17 protein-coding genes, 2 tRNA genes and 1 pseudogene are annotated in these 19,487 nt (G+C 72.1%); 18 read left to right on the top strand and 2 right to left on the bottom strand.

Annotated features, from left to right (window positions below):
- Positions 1-246 precede the first annotated feature (246 nt).
- The 12 genes from dnaN (at position 247) to ACFWA9_RS16255 (ending at position 13,200) form a co-directional block, all read left to right on the top strand.
- On the top strand, positions 247-1,377 hold the full coding sequence (gene dnaN, locus ACFWA9_RS16200) for a DNA polymerase III subunit beta (protein ID WP_329488801.1): 1,131 nt from the start codon (positions 247-249) through the stop codon (positions 1,375-1,377).
- Between the two features lie 206 nt (positions 1,378-1,583).
- Entirely contained in the window at positions 1,584-2,459 is an 876-nt protein-coding gene (gnd, locus tag ACFWA9_RS16205; RefSeq protein ID WP_329488802.1) for a phosphogluconate dehydrogenase (NAD(+)-dependent, decarboxylating), read from the top strand.
- Positions 2,460-2,505: 46 nt separating this feature from the next.
- Positions 2,506-3,639: a DNA replication/repair protein RecF gene (gene recF, locus ACFWA9_RS16210; RefSeq protein ID WP_329488803.1), complete on the top strand. Its 1,134-nt coding sequence runs from the start codon at positions 2,506-2,508 to the stop codon at positions 3,637-3,639.
- A 163-nt stretch (positions 3,640-3,802) separates the two neighbouring features.
- Positions 3,803-4,417 (top strand): DUF721 domain-containing protein, encoded by a 615-nt coding sequence (locus ACFWA9_RS16215; protein WP_380387627.1) that lies wholly within the window; start codon positions 3,803-3,805, stop codon positions 4,415-4,417.
- A 256-nt stretch (positions 4,418-4,673) separates the two neighbouring features.
- A complete protein-coding gene (gene gyrB, locus ACFWA9_RS16220; protein ID WP_329488805.1) occupies positions 4,674-6,698 on the top strand; it encodes a DNA topoisomerase (ATP-hydrolyzing) subunit B in 2,025 nt (674 codons plus the stop codon).
- Positions 6,699-6,754: 56 nt separating this feature from the next.
- Entirely contained in the window at positions 6,755-9,361 is a 2,607-nt protein-coding gene (gyrA, locus tag ACFWA9_RS16225; protein ID WP_380387630.1) for a DNA gyrase subunit A, read from the top strand.
- Between the two features lie 150 nt (positions 9,362-9,511).
- Positions 9,512-10,258, top strand: a complete 747-nt coding sequence (locus ACFWA9_RS16230; protein ID WP_329488806.1) for a DUF3566 domain-containing protein — start codon at positions 9,512-9,514, stop codon at positions 10,256-10,258.
- A 271-nt stretch (positions 10,259-10,529) separates the two neighbouring features.
- Positions 10,530-11,915, top strand: a complete 1,386-nt coding sequence (locus ACFWA9_RS16235) for a class I SAM-dependent methyltransferase (protein ID WP_380387633.1) — start codon at positions 10,530-10,532, stop codon at positions 11,913-11,915.
- Between the two features lie 16 nt (positions 11,916-11,931).
- Positions 11,932-12,008, top strand: a tRNA-Ile gene (locus ACFWA9_RS16240).
- Between the two features lie 121 nt (positions 12,009-12,129).
- Positions 12,130-12,444: a DUF6191 domain-containing protein gene (locus tag ACFWA9_RS16245; RefSeq protein ID WP_380387636.1), complete on the top strand. Its 315-nt coding sequence runs from the start codon at positions 12,130-12,132 to the stop codon at positions 12,442-12,444.
- A 276-nt stretch (positions 12,445-12,720) separates the two neighbouring features.
- Positions 12,721-12,849 carry a DLW-39 family protein gene (locus tag ACFWA9_RS16250; protein WP_014137031.1) on the top strand — a complete coding sequence of 43 codons (129 nt, stop codon included), beginning with the start codon at positions 12,721-12,723 and terminating at the stop codon, positions 12,847-12,849.
- Between the two features lie 278 nt (positions 12,850-13,127).
- Positions 13,128-13,200: transfer RNA gene (locus ACFWA9_RS16255), tRNA-Ala, on the top strand.
- Between the two features lie 211 nt (positions 13,201-13,411).
- On the opposite strand, the gene ACFWA9_RS16260 is transcribed toward ACFWA9_RS16255, so the two are convergent.
- Complete coding sequence (locus ACFWA9_RS16260; RefSeq protein WP_380387638.1) at positions 13,412-14,299, bottom strand: DUF5324 family protein; 888 nt, start codon at positions 14,297-14,299, stop codon at positions 13,412-13,414.
- Positions 14,300-14,559: 260 nt separating this feature from the next.
- On the opposite strand from ACFWA9_RS16260, the gene ACFWA9_RS16265 reads away from it, so the two are divergent.
- The gene (locus ACFWA9_RS16265) at positions 14,560-15,465 is read left to right on the top strand and encodes a rhomboid family intramembrane serine protease (protein ID WP_380387641.1); all 906 of its coding nucleotides are present in this window, start codon (positions 14,560-14,562) and stop codon (positions 15,463-15,465) included.
- 312 nt (positions 15,466-15,777) lie between these two features.
- Here the strand turns inward: ACFWA9_RS16265 and crgA are convergent, their stop codons facing one another.
- Positions 15,778-16,026, bottom strand: a complete 249-nt coding sequence (gene crgA / locus ACFWA9_RS16270) for a cell division protein CrgA (RefSeq protein ID WP_329488811.1) — start codon at positions 16,024-16,026, stop codon at positions 15,778-15,780.
- 172 nt (positions 16,027-16,198) lie between these two features.
- Between crgA and ACFWA9_RS16275 the strand changes: the two genes are divergently transcribed.
- The 5 genes and pseudogenes from ACFWA9_RS16275 to ACFWA9_RS16295 form a co-directional block, all read left to right on the top strand.
- Complete coding sequence (locus tag ACFWA9_RS16275) at positions 16,199-16,960, top strand: DUF881 domain-containing protein (protein ID WP_329488813.1); 762 nt, start codon at positions 16,199-16,201, stop codon at positions 16,958-16,960.
- A gap of 165 nt (positions 16,961-17,125) precedes the next feature.
- Complete coding sequence (locus ACFWA9_RS16280; protein ID WP_329488814.1) at positions 17,126-17,302, top strand: hypothetical protein; 177 nt, start codon at positions 17,126-17,128, stop codon at positions 17,300-17,302.
- Between the two features lie 56 nt (positions 17,303-17,358).
- On the top strand, positions 17,359-18,021 hold the full coding sequence (locus tag ACFWA9_RS16285) for an aminodeoxychorismate/anthranilate synthase component II (protein ID WP_380387645.1): 663 nt from the start codon (positions 17,359-17,361) through the stop codon (positions 18,019-18,021).
- A 5-nt stretch (positions 18,022-18,026) separates the two neighbouring features.
- Positions 18,027-19,193 (top strand): class E sortase, encoded by a 1,167-nt coding sequence (locus tag ACFWA9_RS16290; protein ID WP_380387648.1) that lies wholly within the window; start codon positions 18,027-18,029, stop codon positions 19,191-19,193.
- A 50-nt stretch (positions 19,194-19,243) separates the two neighbouring features.
- Positions 19,244-19,487 (top strand): annotated as a pseudogene (locus ACFWA9_RS16295) (class E sortase); the annotation flags it as partial.

Below are 19,487 nucleotides of genomic sequence, written 5' to 3' on the forward strand. Positions count from 1 at the left end.
CCACTACACCTATAGACCAGTTGAAGGGCTTGAAAGCAGGTGGGGCCGAAATCTGTGGACAACCGCTCCCCGACATCTGTTCGGCCTGCTTCCGCCCGTCTGCCCCGTCTGTCGGTGGAGTACGTCAGACTGTCCTCTGCGACTGGATGCGGAGTGGCAGAGCTCGGCGGCCGGCCGCACCGACGACCAAGATCAGACCAACCAGACTTTGCGAGCGGGAGCGCTCGATCCAGGAGGCGGTTACCGGTGAAGTTCCGGGTGGAGCGTGACGTCCTCGCGGAGGCGGTGGCCTGGGCTGCCCGCAGCCTCCCGGCACGGCCGCCGGTGCCGGTGCTGGCCGGCCTGCTGCTGACGGCGCAGGAGGGCAGCCTGGCGCTGTCCGGCTTCGACTACGAGGTCTCGGCCCGGGTCGAGCTGGAGGCGGACGTCGAGGAGGCCGGCACCGTGCTGGTCTCCGGCCGGCTGCTGAACGACATCTCGCGCAACCTTCCCAACCGGCCTGTGGAGATCTCCACCGACGGCCAGCGGGTCAGCGTGGTCTGCGGCAGCTCCCGGTTCACCCTCCCCACCCTGCCGGTGGACGAGTACCCGGCCCTGCCCCAGATGCCGACCGCGACCGGCACCGTCTCCGGTGACGTGTTCGCCTCGGCGGTCAGCCAGGCCGCGGTGGCCGCCGGCCGCGACGACACCCTCCCGGTGCTCACCGGTGTGCGGGTCGAGATCGAGGGCGACCGGATCACCCTGGCCGCCACCGACCGCTACCGCTTCGCCGTCCGCGAGCTGCTGTGGAAGCCCGAGCAGCCGGACATCTCGGCGGTCGCGCTGGTCCCCGCCAAGACGCTGCAGGACATCGCCAAGTCCCTGGGCAGCGGCGACACCGTCTCGATCGCGCTGTCCTCGGGCGGCGCGGGCGAGGGTCTGATCGGCTTCGAGGGCGCCGGCCGCCGGACCACCACCCGGCTGCTGGAGGGCGAGTTCCCCAAGTTCCGCAGCCTCTTCCCGACGGAGTTCAGCGCCGTCGCCGCGATCCAGACCCAGCCCTTCCTGGAGGCGCTCAAGCGCGTCTCGCTGGTCGCCGAGCGCAACACCCCGGTCCGGCTCAACTTCGAGCAGGGCGTGCTGACGCTGGAGGCCGGTTCGGGCGACGACGCCCAGGCCACCGAGCGGATCGACGCGGACCTGGAGGGCGACGACATCTCGATCGCCTTCAACCCGGGCTACCTGGAGGAGGGCCTCAAGGCCATCGACTCCGCCTACGCCCAGCTGAGCTTCACCACGCCGACCAAGCCGGCGCTGCTCAGCGGCAAGGCCTCGGTGGACACCGAGGCCGACGAGGCCTACCAGTACCTGATCATGCCGGTCCGCCTCTCCGGCTGACCGACCGCCCGGGGCGGCTCCGGCCGCCCCGCCGGTGTCACGAGCGCGCGTCGCCCGGGTTGTCCACAGCCCGGGCGTCCAGCCTGTGGAAGGCCTCCCCCGGTCGGCCCGACCACGGGGAGGCCCTCGCGCTTCAGCGCGTAGGCTCAGGGCAGCGCGGCAACGGCGCCGCAGGCAGGCACGTCACCCCAGGTAAGGACTTGGTCATGGAGCTCGGCCTCATCGGTCTCGGCAAGATGGGCGGCAACATGCGCGAGCGGATCCGCCGCGCCGGCCACACCGTCATCGGTTACGACCGCAACCCCGACATCTCCGATGTCGAGAGCCTCCAGGAGCTCGTGACCAAGCTCCAGGGCCCGCGCGTGGTCTGGGTCATGGTTCCGGCCGGGGCCGCCACCCAGGCGACCGTGGACGAGCTCGCCGAGCTGCTCTCCCCCGGCGACGTGGTCGTGGACGGCGGGAACTCCCGCTGGACGGACGACATCAAGCACGCCGAGTCGCTGGCCGCCAAGGGCATCGGCTTCGTCGACTGCGGCGTCTCCGGCGGCGTCTGGGGCCTGGAGAACGGCTACGCGCTGATGTACGGCGGCGACGCCGAGCACGTCGCCAAGGCGAAGCCGGTCTTCGACGCCCTCAAGCCCGAGGGCGACTTCGGCTCGGTGCACGCGGGCGCGGTCGGCGCCGGCCACTTCGCCAAGATGGTCCACAACGGCATCGAGTACGCGATGATGCAGGCCTTCGCCGAGGGCTGGGAGCTGCTGGAGGCGGCCCCCGAGGTCACCGACGTGCGCGAGGTCTTCCGCAGCTGGCAGGAGGGCACGGTCATCCGCTCCTGGCTGCTGGACCTCGCCGTTCGCGCGCTGGACGACGACGAGCACCTGGCCAAGCTCAAGGGCTGGGCCGCCGACTCCGGCGAGGGCCGCTGGACGGTCGAGGCCGCGATCGACCACGCCGTGCCGCTGCCCGCGATCACCGCCTCGCTCTTCGCCCGGTTCGCGTCCCGCCAGGACGACTCGCCGCAGATGAAGATGATCGCCGCGCTGCGCAACCAGTTCGGCGGCCACGCGGTCGAGTCGAAGTAGTCCGCCCCACCGGGACGTCCACAGAAGGCGAGCGCAGTCCACAGCCATGCACGTCGCGCATCTGTCGCTCGCCGACTTCCGTTCCTACGCCCGGGCCGAGGTTCCCCTCGACCCGGGCGTGACGGCGTTCGTCGGGCCCAACGGCCAGGGCAAGACCAACCTGGTCGAGGCGATCGGCTACATCGCCACCCTGGGCAGCCACCGGGTGGCCACCGACGCCCCGCTGATCCGGCTCGGCGCCGAGCGGGCGGTGATCCGCACCTCGGTGGTGGCCGGGAGCCGCAGCACCCTGGTCGAACTGGAGATCACCCCGGGCAAGGCCAACCGCGCCCGGATCAACCGCTCCGACAACGTCCGGCCCAGGGACGTCCTGGGCCTGCTGCGCACCGTGCTGTTCGCTCCCGAGGACCTCAGCCTGGTCAAGGGCGACCCGGGCGAGCGCCGGCGCTTCCTGGACGAGCTGCTGACCGCCCGGGCGCCCCGGCTGGCCGGCGTCCGGCAGGACTACGAGCGGGTGCTGAAGCAGCGCAACGCCCTGCTGAAGACCGCCGCGATGGCCCGCCGCTCCGGCGGCGGCAAGGGCGCGGACCTCTCCACCCTGGAGGTCTGGGACGGCCACCTGGCACGTGCCGGAGCCGAGCTGACCGCCTTCCGGATCCAGCTGGTCGCCTCTCTGCAACCGCTGGTGACAGCCGCGTACGGGCAGCTCGCGCCCGCCGGCGGCGAGACCGTGCTGGAGTACCGCAGCTCCTTCGAGGGCGAGCTGCCGACCAGCCGCGAGCAGGCCGAGGAGCAGTTGCTCCAGGCCCTGCGGGCGGCCCGCAAGCAGGAGGTCGAGCGCGGTCTGACGCTGGTCGGGCCGCACCGCGACGAGCTGGGCCTGCGGCTCGGGCCGCTGCCGGCCAAGGGCTACGCCAGCCACGGCGAGTCCTGGTCGTTCGCGCTGGCGCTGCGGCTGGCCTCCTACGAGCTGCTGCGCGCCGACGGCGGCGAACCGGTGCTGATCCTCGACGACGTCTTCGCCGAGCTGGACGCCACCCGCCGCGACCGGCTGGCCGAGCTGGTCGCCGGCGGCGAGCAGGTCCTGGTCACCGCGGCGGTCGCGGAGGACGTGCCGAAGGCCCTGGCCGGGGCCCGGTACTCGGTGGCCGACGGCGCGGTCCGCCGGGTCGACGCCTGACGGACGGCGGCCGCGCGCCCCGTTCCTCCACCGCACCTCCACACCTGCCGCCCCTTCGACCCGCCGTCCGGCGTGCCCCCGTCCCCGTCCGCTCCCGTACGCTGGACGGCTCACCGGCGCGTAGCCGCGACCGTTGTCCACAGGCTGGGGAAAGGAGATCGCCATGAGCGATCCGACCGGGAAGACCCCTCAGCCGGGTGCCCTCCCGCTGACCGCCCTCCCGCTGACCGCCCTCCCGCCGGCCGCCGCCCAGCCGGAGGCCGGGCAGCCGGGCGGCCCGGCACCGACCGGCGCCGACCTGGCCCGCTCGGCGCTGCGGGCGGCCCGGGCGCAGGCCCGCCAGCGGGGCGAGCAGGTCCGGGAGAAGCGTGAGGCGAAGCGGTACGGGCTGCGCAGCGGGGCGCGCTCGGACGGCCGTGACCCGGTGCCGCTGGGGGCGGCGCTGAACCGGCTGCTGACCGAGCGCGGGTGGGAGTCCTCGGCGGCGGTCGGCGGGGTGATGGGCCGTTGGGCGCAGATCGTCGGCCCCGACATCTCGGCGCACTGCGAGCCCACCTCCTACGACGACGCGGCCGCGGTGCTCACCGTGCAGTGTGACTCCACCGCCTGGGCCACTCAACTGCGGTGGCTGGCAAGGCAGTTGGTGGCCCGTCTGAATCACGAGCTGGGCCGGGGCACGGTCAAGACGATCAAGGTGCTGGGGCCGGCCGCGCCGGTCCGCGGCTACGGCCGGCTGCGCGCGCCGGGGAGCAAGGGACCGGGCGACACCTGGGGGTGACCGCGGGCGCCCGCGGTCGAGCGGACCGGAATCTTCCGGAACCCCTGACGGCCCTTCCAGGCGCTCTGTGCCCCCGGGGCGAGTATCGGGACATGTGCAGAGGGGATTCAGGGCGGCGTATCTGCCCTCAGGGGCTGCCAAAAGCCCATCTCTGTCAGTCCTACCGGTAGACTGAGAGCCAAACACTGTTGCTAGTGGCAACCGAGTCGAAACGCCGTGGTCGCACGCTCGCCCGCACGGGGCGGGGATGCGGCCCGTGCTGTGCCAGAGAGGGCGCTTCGTGGCCGATTCCGGCAACCCCAGCCAGACCCCAGACCAGACCGAGCAGGCGGCCGAGAGCACCTACACCGGAAGCAACATCCAGGTGCTGGAGGGCCTCGACGCCGTCCGCAAGCGCCCCGGCATGTACATCGGCTCGACCGGTGAGCGTGGCCTGCATCACCTGGTGCAGGAGGTCGTGGACAACTCCGTCGACGAGGCGATGGCCGGGTACGCCGACACCATCGACGTCACGCTCCTCGCCGACGGCGCGGTCCGCGTCGTCGACAACGGTCGAGGCATCCCGGTGGACATCGTCCCCGGCCAGGAGAAGCCGGCCGTCGAGGTCGTGCTCACCGTCCTGCACGCGGGCGGCAAGTTCGGCGGCGGCGGCTACGCCGTCTCCGGCGGCCTGCACGGCGTCGGCGTCTCGGTGGTGAACGCCCTGTCCACCCGTCTCGCGGTGGAGATCCACCGGGACGGGCACCTCTGGACCCAGGAATACAAGATGGGCGCGCCGACCGCCGCCCTGGTGAAGGGCGAGCCGACCGAGCGGACCGGCACCACCGTCACGTTCTGGGCCGACCCGGACATCTTCGAGACCACGGTCTACTCCTTCGAGACGCTCTCCCGGCGCTTCCAGGAGATGGCGTTCCTCAACAAGGGCCTGACCATCTCGCTGACCGACGAGCGGCCGGAGCACGCGGACGAGGAGGGCAACCCGCTCTCCGTCACGTACCGGTACGACGGCGGCATCGCCGACTTCGTCGCCCACCTGAACTCCCGCAAGGGCGACGTGATCCACCCCTCGGTGATCGACTTCGAGGCGGAGGACAAGGAGAAGACGATCTCCGTGGAGGTCGCGATGCAGTGGAACTCCTCGTACACCGAGGGGGTCTACTCGTTCGCCAACACCATCCACACCCACGGCGGCGGTACCCACGAGGAGGGCTTCCGCGCGGCGCTGACCGGCCTGGTCAACCGCTACGCGCGGGACAAGAAGCTGCTCCGCGAGAAGGACGACAACCTCTCCGGCGAGGACATCCGCGAGGGTCTGACCGCGATCATCTCGGTCAAGCTCGGCGAGCCGCAGTTCGAGGGCCAGACCAAGGACAAGCTGGGCAACACCGAGGCGAAGACCTTCGTCCAGCGGGTGGTCCACGAGCAGCTGAACGACTGGCTGGACCGCAACCCGAACGAGGCCTCGGACATCATCCGCAAGTCCATCCAGGCCGCCACCGCGCGCGTGGCCGCCCGGAAGGCGCGGGACCTGACCCGCCGCAAGGGCCTGCTGGAGTCCGCCTCGCTGCCCGGCAAGCTGAGCGACTGCCAGTCCAAGGACCCGGCCGAGTGCGAGATCTTCATCGTCGAGGGCGACTCCGCCGGCGGCTCCGCCAAGCAGGGCCGTGACCCGCGCATCCAGGCGATCCTCCCGATCCGCGGCAAGATCCTGAACGTCGAGAAGGCCCGGATCGACAAGGTGCTGCAGAACACCGAGGTCCAGGCGCTGATCTCGGCCTTCGGCTGCGGCATCCAGGAGGACTACGACGAGTCCAAGCTGCGCTATCACAAGATCGTCCTGATGGCGGACGCCGACGTCGACGGGCAGCACATCCGCACCCTGCTGCTCACCCTGCTGTTCCGCTTCATGCGGCCGCTGGTCGAGTCCGGCTACGTCTACCTCGCGATGCCCCCGCTGTACAAGATCAAGTGGGGCAAGGACGACTTCGACTACGTGTACTCCGACCGCGAGCGCGACGCCACCATCGCGGCGGGCGTCGCGGCCGGTCGCCGGCTGCCCAAGGACGACGCGATCCAGCGCTTCAAGGGTCTCGGCGAGATGAACGCCGAGGAACTGCGGGTGACCACCATGGACCAGGCCCACCGCCTGCTCCAGCAGATCACCCTGGAGGACGCGGCCCGCGCCGACGACCTCTTCTCCGTCCTGATGGGCGAGGACGTCGAGGCCCGCCGCTCCTTCATCCAGCGCAACGCCAAGGACGTCCGCTTCCTGGACGTGTGACGGGGCCCGCCCCTGCCAGCACAGTCCAGTCACGCGTGAAAGGAAACTGACCACCAGTGGTCGACGACAACCGTCCCGACGGCGAGCAGCCGGACGCCAGTACCGCCACCGACACCTTCGTGTCCCGGGTCGAGCCGATCGAGCTCGAGACCGAGATGCAGCGCTCGTACCTCGACTACGCGATGAGCGTGATCGTCAGCCGTGCGCTGCCCGAGGTCCGCGACGGCCTCAAGCCGGTGCACCGGCGCGTGCTCTACGCCATGTACGACGGCGGGTACCGCCCCGAGAAGGGCTACTACAAGTGCGCCCGCGTCGTCGGCGACGTCATGGGCAACTACCACCCGCACGGTGACACCTCGATCTACGACACCGTGGTCCGCCTGGCCCAGCCGTGGTCGCTGCGGATGCCGCTGGTGGACGGCAACGGCAACTTCGGCTCGCCGGGCAACGACCCGGCCGCGGCCATGCGCTACACCGAGTGCAAGCTGATGCCGCTGGCCATGGAGATGATGCGCGACATCGACGAGGAGACCGTCGACTTCGCCGCCAACTACGACGGCCGCTCGCAGGAGCCCACCGTTCTGCCCGCGCGCATCCCCAACCTGCTGGTCAACGGTGCCACCGGCATCGCGGTCGGCATGGCCACCAACATCCCGCCGCACAACCTGCGCGAGGTCGCCTCCGGCGCGCTCTGGGCGCTGGAGCACCCGGAGGCCTCCAACGAGGAGCTGCTGGAGGCCCTGATCGAGCGGATCAAGGGCCCGGACTTCCCGACCGGCGCGCTGATCGTCGGCCGCCGCGGGATCGAGGAGGCGTACCGCACCGGGCGCGGCTCGATCACCATGCGCGCGGTGGTCGAGGTCGAGGAGATCCAGGGCCGCCAGTGCCTGGTGATCACCGAGCTGCCCTACCAGGTCAACCCGGACAACCTCGCGCTGAAGATCGCCGACCTGGTCAAGGACGGCAAGGTCGCCGGCATCGCCGACGTCCGCGACGAGTCCTCCTCGCGCACCGGCCAGCGCCTGGTCATCGTGCTCAAGCGGGACGCCGTCGCCAAGGTCGTGCTGAACAACCTCTACAAGCACACCGACCTGCAGACCAACTTCGGCGCCAACATGCTGGCGCTGGTCGACGGCGTGCCGCGCACGCTCTCGCTCGACGCCTTCATCCGGCACTGGGTCAACCACCAGGTCGACGTCATCGTCCGGCGCACCACCTTCCGGCTGCGCAAGGCCGAGGAGCGGGCGCACATCCTGCGCGCCCTGCTGCGCGCCCTGGACATGATCGACGAGGTCATCGCGCTGATCCGGGCCTCGGCCAGCGCCGACGCCGCCCGCAGCGGCCTGATGGAGCTGCTCGCCATCGACGAGCTCCAGGCCAACGCGATCCTGGAGATGCAGCTGCGCCGCCTGGCCGCCCTGGAGCGCCAGCGGATCATGGACGAGCACGACGAGCTGCAGCGCAAGATCGACGAGTACAACGCGATCCTGGCCTCGCCGGGCCGTCAGCGCGAGATCATCTCCGAGGAGCTGACCGCGATCGTCGAGAAGTACGGCGACGAGCGGCGCTCCACCCTCATCCCCTCCGACGGCGACCTCTCCATCGAGGACCTCATCGCCGAGGAGGACATCGTCGTCACGATCACCCGTGGCGGCTACGTCAAGCGGACCCGCTCCGACCTCTACCGCTCGCAGAAGCGCGGCGGCAAGGGCGTGCGCGGCGCGCAGCTCAAGCAGGACGACATCGTCGACCACTTCTTCGTGACGACGACCCACAACTGGATCCTGTTCTTCACCAACAAGGGCCGGGTCTACCGGGCCAAGGGCTACGAGCTGCCGGACGCCGGCCGGGACGCCCGCGGCCAGCACGTGGCCAACCTGCTGGCCTTCCAGCCGGAGGAGCACATCACCCAGGTGATGGCGGTGCGCACCTACGAGGACAAGCCGTACCTCGTGCTCGCCACCCGGGCCGGTCTGGTGAAGAAGTCCGCGCTCAAGGACTACGACTCGCCCCGCTCCGGCGGCCTGATCGCGATCAACCTGCGCCAGGACGAGGAGGGCCGGGACGACGAGCTGATCGGCGCCGAGCTGGTCTCCGCCGAGGACGACCTGCTGCTGGTCTCCCGCAAGGCCCAGTCGATCCGCTTCACCGCGACCGACGACGCGCTGCGGCCCACCGGCCGCGCCACCTCCGGCGTCAAGGGCATGTCCTTCCGCGAGGACGACGAACTGCTGTCGATGAACGTGGTCCGGCCGGGGACGTACGTCTTCACCGCCACCGACGGTGGCTACGCCAAGCGCACCGGGGTGGACGAGTACCGTGTCCAGGGGCGCGGCGGTTTCGGCACCAAGGCGGCGAAGATCGTCGAGGGCCGCGGATCGCTGGTCGGCGCCCTGGTGGTGGACGACAGCGACGAGATCATGGCGATCACCCTCTCGGGCGGGGTGATCCGCACGAGGGTTTCCGAGGTTCGTGAAACCGGACGTGACACCATGGGCGTCCAACTGATCAACCTCGGAAAGCGCGACGCGGTGGTGGGCATGGCCCGCAACGCGGAGGCCGAGGGCGAGGAGCTGTTGGAGGACGAGGCGTCCGACGCCGAGTCCACCGAGGTGGCCGAGGGTACGGAGACGGTGGCGGGCGGCGAGGAAGCCCAGGCCTGACCCCTACCGCGCAGGCCGGTGCCGTTGCGTCCGAACACGGGCGCGGCGGCGCCGGCCGCCGACCAGTTCCGGGCAATCCCGCCGGGTGCTGGATGACGAGTGACGACGCAGGGCGGCGCCGCCGCCCTGGTGGGAAGTGCGGGAGGACCAGTGAGTGGAGCCACGGGTGCTGCGGGAGGAGCCACCGGCGGCCGTCCGGGCGCAGCACAGGGCGGCGGGGGCTACGGGGTGCCGCAGCCGCCGGCCGAGCACCCCGCCGCGTCCACCTCGCTGATGCCACCGGTCGGTGCGGCGGGTCAGGGCGGGGCGACGTACGGCGGGCAGCCGACCCCTCCGCCGCCGGGAGCGCCGGCGCCGGGCGGTAGCGGGTTCTCGCAGCCGACCACGTACGCCAAGGGGCAGCCGACGCCGCCCCGGGGCACCCGGGTGGGCGGCAACACCCCGCCCGGCGGGACGCCCGTCCCGGGCGGCGCCCCGCGCCGGCCCGGCGCGGCGCCGGCCGTCGGGGGCGCCGGCCTCGGCCGGACCCGCAAGGCCCGGCTGCGGATCACCAAGGCCGACCCGTGGTCGGTGATGAAGGTGAGCTTCCTGCTGTCGCTGGCGGTCGGGATCATCATCATCGTGGCGGCGGCCGTCCTGTGGATGACTCTGGACTCGCTCGGGGTCTTCGACTCGCTCGGCAAGACCCTCAAGGAGGTCACCGCCGGCGAGGCGCCCAACAGCGGCATCAACCTGATGGACTACGTCGGGTTCGGCAAGGTGATGACCTTCACCTCGCTGATCGCGGTGGTCGACGTCGTACTGCTGACCGCGCTCTCCACGCTCTCGGCGTTCATCTACAACGCGGCCGCCGGCTTCACTGGTGGCATCGAGCTGACCCTGGCCGAGGAGGACTGACCCCGGCCGCGCCGGATCTGGTCTGACTCCCGGTCACATCGTCGTCCGCGGACGGAATGTGCGGGCCCCGACGGCTGTTGCAGCCTTCGGGGCCCGTCGGCGTTTCGGGTGACAGCCGGTCCCCGCGGCGTGCCGCCCGGTCGGGCGTCCGCCGCGGTGGGATTAGCTGGACGCGCTCGTGCCGAGTCACCGAGTGCCGCAGGCCCGCCCCCCGGTCCGACCGGCCGGGGCGGGTACGGCTGTGCAGGTACCGGCTGGACGGAGGCGCGCGATGGCTCAGCTCGCAAGGCAACTGGTCGAGGCCCTGGAAGGGCTGCTGGGGGTCCCGGTACCGCTGCGGGTGCAGGTGTGGGACGGCAGTGCCGCCGGGCCGCCGGGGGCGCCCACGGTGGTGCTGCGCAACCGGCGGGCGCTGCGCCGGCTGCTCTGGCAGCCGGGTGAGCTGGGCCTGGCCCGGGCCTACGTGTCGGGGGACCTGGAGCTCGCTCCGGGCGCCGACCTCTACGAGGTGCTGACGGTCGTCGCGCACCTCGCCGAGCGCCCCGAGATCCGGCAGCTGGCGCTGGGCCCCGGCGACGTGGTCGGCCCCCGGGGCCGCCGGGCGCTGGGGGCGCTGCTCCGGGCGGGTGCGCTCGGCCCGCAGCCCGCCCCGCCGCCGGAGGAGGCCGGGGCCGTCCGGGGCCGGGTGCACAGCCGCAGCCGGGACCGCGCGGCGATCAGCCACCACTACGACGTCGGCAACGACTTCTACGGGCTCGTCCTGGGCTCCTCGATGGTGTACTCCTGCGCCTACTGGGAGCCCGCCGCCAAGAGCCTGGAGGCCGCCCAGGAGGCCAAGCTCGACCTGATCTGCCGCAAGCTCGGCCTGCGGCCGGGGATGCGCCTGCTGGACGTCGGCTGCGGCTGGGGCTCGCTGGTGCTGCACGCCGCGCGGCACTACGGCGTCACCGCGGTCGGCGTCTCCATCTCCGAGGAGCAGGTCGCGCTCGCCCGCCGGCGGGTCGAGGAGGCCGGCCTGGCCGACCGGATCGAGATCCGGCTGCAGGACTACCGGGAGATCCCGGACGGCCCGTTCGACGCCATCTCCAGCGTCGGCATGGCCGAGCACGTCGGCTCCGAGCAGTACCGGGTCTACGCCGACGGCCTGTACGGCCTGCTGGTGCCCGGAGGCCGGCTGCTCAACCACCAGATCGCCCGCCGCCCGGACCACCCGGGCGAGCCGCACCGCCCCAGCCCGTTCATCGACCGCTACGTCTTCCCGGACGGCGAGCTCTCCCCGGTCGGTTCCACCGTGGCCCGGCTGGAGGAGGCCGGCTTCGAGGTCCGCGACGTGGAGTCGCTGCGCGAGCACTACGGGCTGACGCTGCGCGAGTGGGTGGCCAACCTGGAGGCGCACTGGACGGAGGCGGTCCGCCTGGTCGGCCGCGGCCGGGCCCGGGTCTGGCGGCTGTACATGGCGGCCTCGGCGCTCGCCTTCGAGGAGAACCGGATCGGGATCAACCAGATCCTCGCCGTGCGCACCGGTCCCGAGGGGGCGGCCCACTTCCCGGCCACCCGTGAGGAGTGGCTGCTCCGCCGCCCCACCGCTTCCCACCAGCGGACTGCCGCCGGGGCCGGTGCCGATCAGGATTTGGGAGATCGGCCGTCGGTCCGCTAATCTTTCAGTGCGGCAAGGGCCTATAGCTCAGACGGTTAGAGCGCTTCCCTGATAAGGAAGAGGCCACAGGTTCAAGTCCTGTTAGGCCCACCACCGCGAAGGGCCCGGAGCGATCTCGCTCCGGGCCCTTCGGCGTTCTCGTGCCCGGACCGGGGAACCACGGGCCCGTCCCGGGGGTTGTCCGGGGGAGGCCGGGTGGAGGGATGGTGGCGGTATGGCGCTGTTCTGGGCGATGAGCATTCCCGGACTGGTCTGCGCGCTGGTCGTGCTGGCCTTCGTCGATCAACTGGCGCTGCGGGTCCGCCGGGCCCGCTGGATCCCCTGGCGGGGGACGGGCCGTGAGGGGCAGATCTCGTCGACCGGCTTCGAGCAGCTGCACGCCCAGTTCGCGGCGGGCAAGCAGCACGAGCTGGACGAGCGGCGCAGCACGCTGATGCTGCGCGACGAGGAGGGGGAGGGGGCTCCGCCGCGGACCAGGGTGGACCTCGCCTCCGGTACCGCCGTGGTGGTCACGCCGCCCCGCCGGTGACCGGTCCGGGGCGGTCCGGAGGGCGTCCTGGGGCCGCTCACCGGCAGGCCGACCGTACGACAGGAGGTGTGGCGTCAATCCTCCGGCCGGACGGGTCGGTTGGCGGCAGCGGCGGCTGGTCACGATTGGGACACCGGTGTGTATCATCGGCCGCAAGGGCAGTCTGGCACCCGGCAGCCCGTTCGTGCTCGTAAGAACCCATGGACTCGTCGGCCCGGCCAATCCGGTCGGCGCACGGCTGTTGAGTCCGCTACGCAAGAAGGACGAGGTCCCGCGGTGAAGAAGCTTCTCCTGGTCGCCCTGGTCGCCCTCGGCGGCTTCTTTGTCTACCGTCAGGTCCAGGCGGACCGCGCCGAGCAGGACCTGTGGACCGAGGCCACCGACCCGGTCCCGGCCGGTCGCTGAGGCCCCGGACGATCTGACGATCGACGATCTTGGGAGACGCCGCAGCGCGTCTCCCCGGTCGGGGGGGGGGGGGGGGGGCGCGGGGGCCCCCCCGCCCTCTTTCACTCGCCCCGGGGGGGCGCCCCCCCCCCCCCCCCCCCGGGGGGGGGGGGGCGGGGCCCCCCCCCCCCCCCCCCCGGCTCTTCTGGCACCGGCCGGGCACCAGTGCGGGGACGGGGCGTGGGATTCGCGCCGGGACCCGGTACGCTAGTGCCCGGCGGTACACGCGGTGCCGTCGAGGGGCTTTAGCTCAGTTGGTAGAGCGCTGCCTTTGCAAGGCAGATGTCAGGAGTTCGAGTCTCCTAAGCTCCACAGGTGACAGAACGGGCGCCGGAAAAACTACGGTCTTACCGCGCCCCATAGTACCCCAGGGGGCTGTTTTCGCTCTTTTGTTTGCGGGCTCCTTTTGAATGTAATTTGACTGGTTTTCCTCCCACCAACCCACAACACACTAACAGCCTATCGGCCGCTCACCTGAATCCGGGTCAGCGGCCGATCGGCGTTCTGCGGGGGCGCGGGCCGGTCAGTGCGGCTTGCGCGGGTCGTGGGGCTTGGGCCGGTCCTCGTCGTGGTCGGGCCCGTCGGGGGTGGACGGGCCGGGTTCGGCGGCGCCGGACTCGGTCGGGACGTCCGGCGCGGCCGCGGTCTCGGCCGTGGAGCCGTTCACCGGGCTGGTGGTGGCCGCGTCCACGGTGCCGTCCGCGGTGCCGGCGCCCGTGGCGTGCGAGCCGCCGGGGCGCGGGGCGGCCGCGGCCTCGGCCGGGCCGGGCGCCGGGGTGGGGGCCCCGGTCGTGGGCTCCACGAGCCACTCCGGGTCGCCCTGGTGCCGCCACCACTGCCAGACCAGGATGCCGCTGCCGATGGCGACGGCGCCCGCCACGGCGAGGCCGGTGGCCCAGCCGTTGCGGTGCTCCTTCCTGGCGTTGCGGGCGGCGAGGTCGCTGATCTCGGCCGAGGTGACGTGGCCCTGCAGCGCGGTCAGCGCGGCGGCGCCGCGGGTCTGCGCCTCCAGCGCGACGGGCGTGACGGTGGCGCGGGCCTCCTCGACCGCGTGGGCGACCTTGGGGACCACGGTGGAGCGGGCCTGGTCGGCGGCACGGATCGCGGAGAGCCGGGCCGCCAGGGCAGTCTCCTGGGCCCGGTGGAGGGCCTTGAGGGTGTTCTTCTGGGCTTCCGGGGGAAGGCTGGCGAAGGCATGCTCGAACTGCGGGGCGATGTGCTTGGCGTACTGGACACGGGCGCTGTGCGCTGCCTGGGAGGCCTTCGGCCCGACGGCGTCCACAGCGGGCCCCAGCCGCTGCTTCGCGCCGTCCGCGAGGTGCACCGCGGTTTCCTTGGCGGTGGCGGCGTAGGGCGCGAGAGTTTCCCGGGTCTTGCCGGCCGTCTCACGTGCTGAGTCCAAACGGGTCACGAGTCTCTCCTCCTGGTGGCGTCCTATATGCACTTATCCACCTAAATGCTGATCATGCACGTTGATTTGTCTGAGAGCACTCCGGAGTGGGCCGTACGCGGGGTGCGGCGGGTCGCCCGGCCCGGCGTCCGGGGACCGGATCCGGCCGGTGGAGATCGCTCGGCGCCGACCCGCCGCAGTACGCTGACGATCCCGGTGCCACCCGTACGGCGGGTGCCGGCGGGACCGCGCCGCCGACGTACGAGAAGGGGTTACCGCTGATGCTCCCGGACGAGTCCAGGCCGCCGACGGACGAGGACCCGCGGCCGGGCGGCGGGTCCGGGGCGTCCCGCTGCTACCGGCACCCGGAGCAGGAGACCGGTATCGGCTGCTCCCGGTGCGGCCGGCCGATCTGCCCGCGGTGCATGGTGAACGCCTCGGTGGGCTTCCACTGTCCGGAGTGCGTCAGCGGGGACAACCGGCGGGTGCGGCAGGCGACCACGCGGTTCGGCGGCAAGCCGGCCGCCGACGGCGCGCTGGTCACAAAGGTCCTGCTCGGACTCAACCTCGCGGTCTTCCTGCTGGCCGCCTACGTGCTGGAGCCGTGGCTGGCCGAGGACCTCTCGCTGTTCAGCGTCGGCCCGCAGATCACCGGCTTCCCGTACGGCGTGGCGGCCGGGCCGGACCAGTGGTACCGGCTGCTGACCGCGACCTTCCTGCACGTCGCGCCGTGGCACATCGCCACCAACATGGTGATGCTCTGGGTGATCGGTCCCTCGCTGGAGGCGGCGCTCGGCCGGATCCGCTTCCTGGCCGTCTACCTGCTGTCCGGCCTGGCCGGCAGTGCGTTCGCCTTCCTGCTGGCCGGCGGCTTCATGAACTCGCTGGGGGCGTCCGGCGCCATCTTCGGCCTGCTCGGCGCGACCGTGGTGATGTACAAGCAGACCAGGACGCCGCTGGGACCGGTGATCGCGCTGCTGGTCTTCAACCTGATCGTCACCTTCTCGGTGTCCGGCATCGACTGGCGGGCGCACATCGGCGGGCTGGTCGCCGGCACGCTGACCGCGATCGGGCTGATGTACGCCCCGCGGGAGCGCCGGACGGTCGTCCAGGCACTGACGGTGGCGGGGGTGGCCGGGCTGGTGCTGCTGATGGTCCTCGTCGGGACGGCCCGCTACGGCGGGTGACCGTCCCGGACGTTTGTCCACAGCGCGTGGGGGGTTGTGCACAGCCGGTGCGCCAGCCGGGCTGTGGACTGTTGTTCTACGCGTGTCCCGCTGTGCGTATTCGGCATTCGGGGGAGCGCGCGCCCGGGTGTGGACAGCGCGCCGGACGCGAGTTATCCACAGGCCGGGGAGACTTTTCCCCAGTGTGGATAACCATGTGGATAAGCGTGATAAGCGGGGTAACCGCCGTCCGGTGTCCGGACACACCGCAGCGCCGCCCCGCACGACGCTGCCGGGGCGGCGGAGCGGACGCTCAGGGCCTGGGCCCCGGCGTCACTTCCACTGGGTGGAGACGCCGAATCCCGCCGCGATGAAGCCGAAGCCCACCAGGATGTTCCAGTTGGCCCAGCTCTCGACCGGCCAGGTGCCACTGGTCACGTAATAGGTGACGATCCAGACCAGACCGACCAGGAACAGTGCCAGCATCAGAGGGGCTACCCAGCTTCGGCCCGAGCTGATCTTCACCGTTGCCACCGTCGGCGGGGTGTAATCGGACTTCTTGCGGAGTCGAGACTTCGGCACGAGGAGCTCTCCTGTCGATGCGCTGTGAGACCGCGCAGGGGTTCAGCGGGTGGGGCGGCTGGTGGGTGGCGGCTGTGGAGAACGTTAGGGGAACCGGTCCCGCACATGCCACCGGCGTCCGTTAGCGTAGTGGCTCGGCGGGTCTGAAGGAGATAAGGGTACGGTGCCTAATTTGTCGATTCCTCCTCGGCCTGCCCGCTCTCGGGCCGCCGGCATCCGAATTGTCGGCCGTGCCCTGACCTGCGCCGTCTTCGCGCTCGCCGGCCTGCTCTTCTACATCAGCGCGCAGACCGCCCGCGGGACCGATCTGCGGACCGACAACTCGCTGCTGAGCCTCGGCGACGTGATACGCCAGCGCAGCTCGCAGAACCAGCAGTCCCAGGAGCAGCTCGCCGACCTCCAGGCGCGTTCCCAGGCGCTCACCGGCCAGCAGGGGCGCAGCCCCGCGGACGCCGCCCGGCTGACCGCCCTCCAGCAGGCCGCCGCCCTGGAACCGCTGCAGGGGCCCGGACTGACCGTCACCCTCAACGACGCGCCGCCGAACGCCACCGCGCGCATCCCCGGGGTGCCCGAGCCCGGCGTCAACGACCTCGTCATCCACCAGCAGGACATCCAGGCGGTGGTCAACGCGCTCTGGCGGGGCGGCGCCGAGGGCGTCCAGGTGATGGACCAGCGGCTGATCGCCACCAGCGCGGTCCGCTGCGTGGGCAACACCCTGCTGCTCCAGGGCCGGGTCTACTCCCCGCCGTACGTGGTCAAGGCGGTGGGCCGCACGGACGCGCTGCGGTCCGCGGTGGACGCCGACCCGACGATCCGCAACTACCTGCAGTACGTGCAGGCGTACGGGCTGGGCTGGAAGGTGCAGGAGAGCGGCGAGCTCAGCGTGCCCGGCTACTCCGGCACGGTCGACCTGGGTTCGGCCGGGGGACAGTGACGGCCGGCCGGTGACCACCGGCCGGGGCGCCGCTCCGGGCCGCCGCCGCGACCCGCCGGGCGGGCCGCCGGAGCACAACGGGCGGGCGCTGCCGGGGAAGGGCGCCTCACGCGCCCGGATCACGGGTCTACTCTTGACCCCAGTCTGTTGCGTCGAGGGAGCACCATGTACGGCTGGATCTGGCGACACCTTCCGGGGCACCCCCTGGTCCGGGCCCTCATCTCGCTGCTCCTCGTCCTGGGGGTGGTCTACCTCCTGTTCACCTACGTCTTCCCGTGGGCGGAACCGCTGCTCCCCTTCGGCGACGTCACAGTGGACGGCGACGGCGGCGCCGCCGGCTGAGCCCGGCGGCCCTGCTCCTCCTCCCAGTCCCCGCAGCCCACGGAGATAGCGCGCGAATGACCCCCCAGCTGACCTCGCCCCGCATCCTGGTCGTCGACAACTACGACAGCTTCGTCTTCAACCTGGTCCAGTACCTCTACCAGCTCGGCGCCACCTGCGAGGTGGTGCGCAACGACGAGGTGACGGTCGAGCACGCGGTGCGCCGCGCGGGCGCGGAGGGCTTCGACGGGGTGCTGCTCTCGCCCGGCCCCGGTGCGCCCGAGGAGGCCGGGGTCTGCATCGAGATGGTCCACCACTGCGCGCGGACCGGGCTGCCGGTCTTCGGCGTCTGCCTGGGCCTGCAGTCGATCGCGGTCGCGTACGGCGCGGTGGTCGGCCGGGCGCCCGAGCTGCTGCACGGCAAGACCTCGCTGGTGGAGCACGAGGACGGCGGCGTCTTCGAGGGCCTGCCCTCGCCGCTCACCGCGACCCGGTACCACTCGCTGGCGGTCGAGCCGGCCACCGTGCCGGACGAGCTGGTGGTGACCGCCCGGACCGGGAGCGGCGTGATCATGGGGCTGCGCCACCGCGAGCTGCTGGTCGAGGGCGTCCAGTTCCACCCGGAGTCGGTCCTCACCGAGGGCGGGCACCGGATGCTCGCCAACTGGCTGGCCGAGTGCGGCGATCCGCAGGCCGTCGGCCGTTCGGCCGGGCTCGCCCCGGTGATCGGCCGGGGCTGAGCGGCATGACCGCGGTGCGTCCGGAGGGGCGATACCAGGCGGGCGCGGATCCGCACGGGGCCGGGGCACCCGGCCCGGGCGGCCGGCACCGGCAGCCTGCCCCGCAGTACGGCGGCCGGGGCCAGCACCCGCCGGAGAGCCAGTACCAGCAGTACGACCCCTACGGTGCGCAGCCGCTCGGACCGGGCGACCCGGAGCACGGTGGTGCCGAGGACGGCTGGAGCGTCTATGAGCAGGCCGGACAGGCCGCTCCGGGCGACCCGGCCCACCCGGGGCAGCCCGAGTACCCCTGGCTGGCCGACCAGACCCTCCAGCTGCGGCTCCCGGCCCTCGCCGAGGAGGGCACGCCCCCGCCGCTCGGCGGCCGGGCCGAACGCCGTCGTGCCGCGCAGGGCCGGATCTCGGTGCGCTCGGGCGGCGGGCGCCGCCGGGCGGCCGACGGCGCGGCCACGGGCCGGGTGCGGCCCAAGGAGTCGCCGGCCGTCGTGGTCGCCCGCCTCGTCGGCGAGCTGTGCATCACGCTCGGCCTGGTGATGCTGCTCTTCGTCTCCTACCAGCTCTGGTGGACCAACGTGCAGGCCGACGCAGCCGCCGACGGCGCCCGCAACCAGCTGGAGCAGCAGTTCGACGCGGCCCAGCCGGCACCCGGTGCGGCCGGGCAGCCCGCGCCGGACCCGGCGAAGCCGGAGACCTTCGAGCCCGGCAAGGGCTTCGCGATCATCCACCTGCCGAAGCTGGGTCTCAAGTTCCCGATCGCCGAGGGCACGTCCAAGTCGGCGGTGCTCGACAAGGGCCTGGTCGGGCACTACGCCGGGACGGGCATGCCGGCCGACAAGGCGGGCAACTTCGCGCTGGCCGCGCACCGCAACACCCACGGCGAGCCGTTCCGGCACATCAACCAGCTCGGCAAGGGCGACAAGATCGTGGTGGAGACCGCCACCGCGTACTACACGTACGAGATCACCGGCGGCATCCCGGAGACCCCGCCGTCCAACGTGAGCGTGATCAAGCCGGTGCCCAGCGGCTCCGGGTACACCCAGGCGGGCCGCTACATCACCCTGACCACCTGCACACCGGAGTTCAGTTCCAAGGCCCGTCTGATCCTCTTTGGCAAGATGATCGAGGAGCGGCCGCGGACCCAGGGCAAGCCGCCCGGCCTCACGGTCGGCTAGGGCCTGCCGGACAGACCCCGGCGGGCCGCGGCGGACGGCCGCCGCACCGGATGGACAGCACGCGAGGGGGAGTACGAGTGACCCAGGACGAGACGGCGCAGGCAGGCCCGCCGCCCGCGCCCGCCCGCCGGCGACGGGGCCGGGCGCTGGCCGCGCTCGGCGTCCTCGGCGAACTGCTGATCACCCTGGGGCTGGTGCTCGGTCTCTTCGTCGCCTACTCGCTCTGGTGGACCAACGTGGAGGCCGACGCCGCCGCGGCGCGGGCGGGCGACCGGCTGCGCGGCGCCTGGGCGG

It is taken from the genome of Kitasatospora sp. NPDC059973, from assembly GCF_042737525.1.
Taxonomy (GTDB): domain Bacteria; phylum Actinomycetota; class Actinomycetes; order Streptomycetales; family Streptomycetaceae; genus Kitasatospora.

Excerpts from the sequence above, each read along its gene's own strand:
- gnd (WP_329488802.1), top strand. The coding sequence starts at position 1,584 with ATGGAGCTCGGCCTCATCGGTCTCGGCAAGATGGGCGGCAACATGCGC.
- recF (WP_329488803.1), top strand. The coding sequence starts at position 2,506 with ATGCACGTCGCGCATCTGTCGCTCGCCGACTTCCGTTCCTACGCCCGG.
- ACFWA9_RS16215 (WP_380387627.1), top strand. The coding sequence starts at position 3,803 with ATGAGCGATCCGACCGGGAAGACCCCTCAGCCGGGTGCCCTCCCGCTG.
- ACFWA9_RS16235 (WP_380387633.1), top strand. The coding sequence starts at position 10,530 with ATGGCTCAGCTCGCAAGGCAACTGGTCGAGGCCCTGGAAGGGCTGCTG.
- ACFWA9_RS16245 (WP_380387636.1), top strand. The coding sequence starts at position 12,130 with ATGGCGCTGTTCTGGGCGATGAGCATTCCCGGACTGGTCTGCGCGCTG.
- ACFWA9_RS16265 (WP_380387641.1), top strand. The coding sequence starts at position 14,560 with ATGCTCCCGGACGAGTCCAGGCCGCCGACGGACGAGGACCCGCGGCCG.
- ACFWA9_RS16280 (WP_329488814.1), top strand. The coding sequence starts at position 17,126 with ATGTACGGCTGGATCTGGCGACACCTTCCGGGGCACCCCCTGGTCCGG.
- ACFWA9_RS16285 (WP_380387645.1), top strand. The coding sequence starts at position 17,359 with ATGACCCCCCAGCTGACCTCGCCCCGCATCCTGGTCGTCGACAACTAC.
- ACFWA9_RS16290 (WP_380387648.1), top strand. The coding sequence starts at position 18,027 with ATGACCGCGGTGCGTCCGGAGGGGCGATACCAGGCGGGCGCGGATCCG.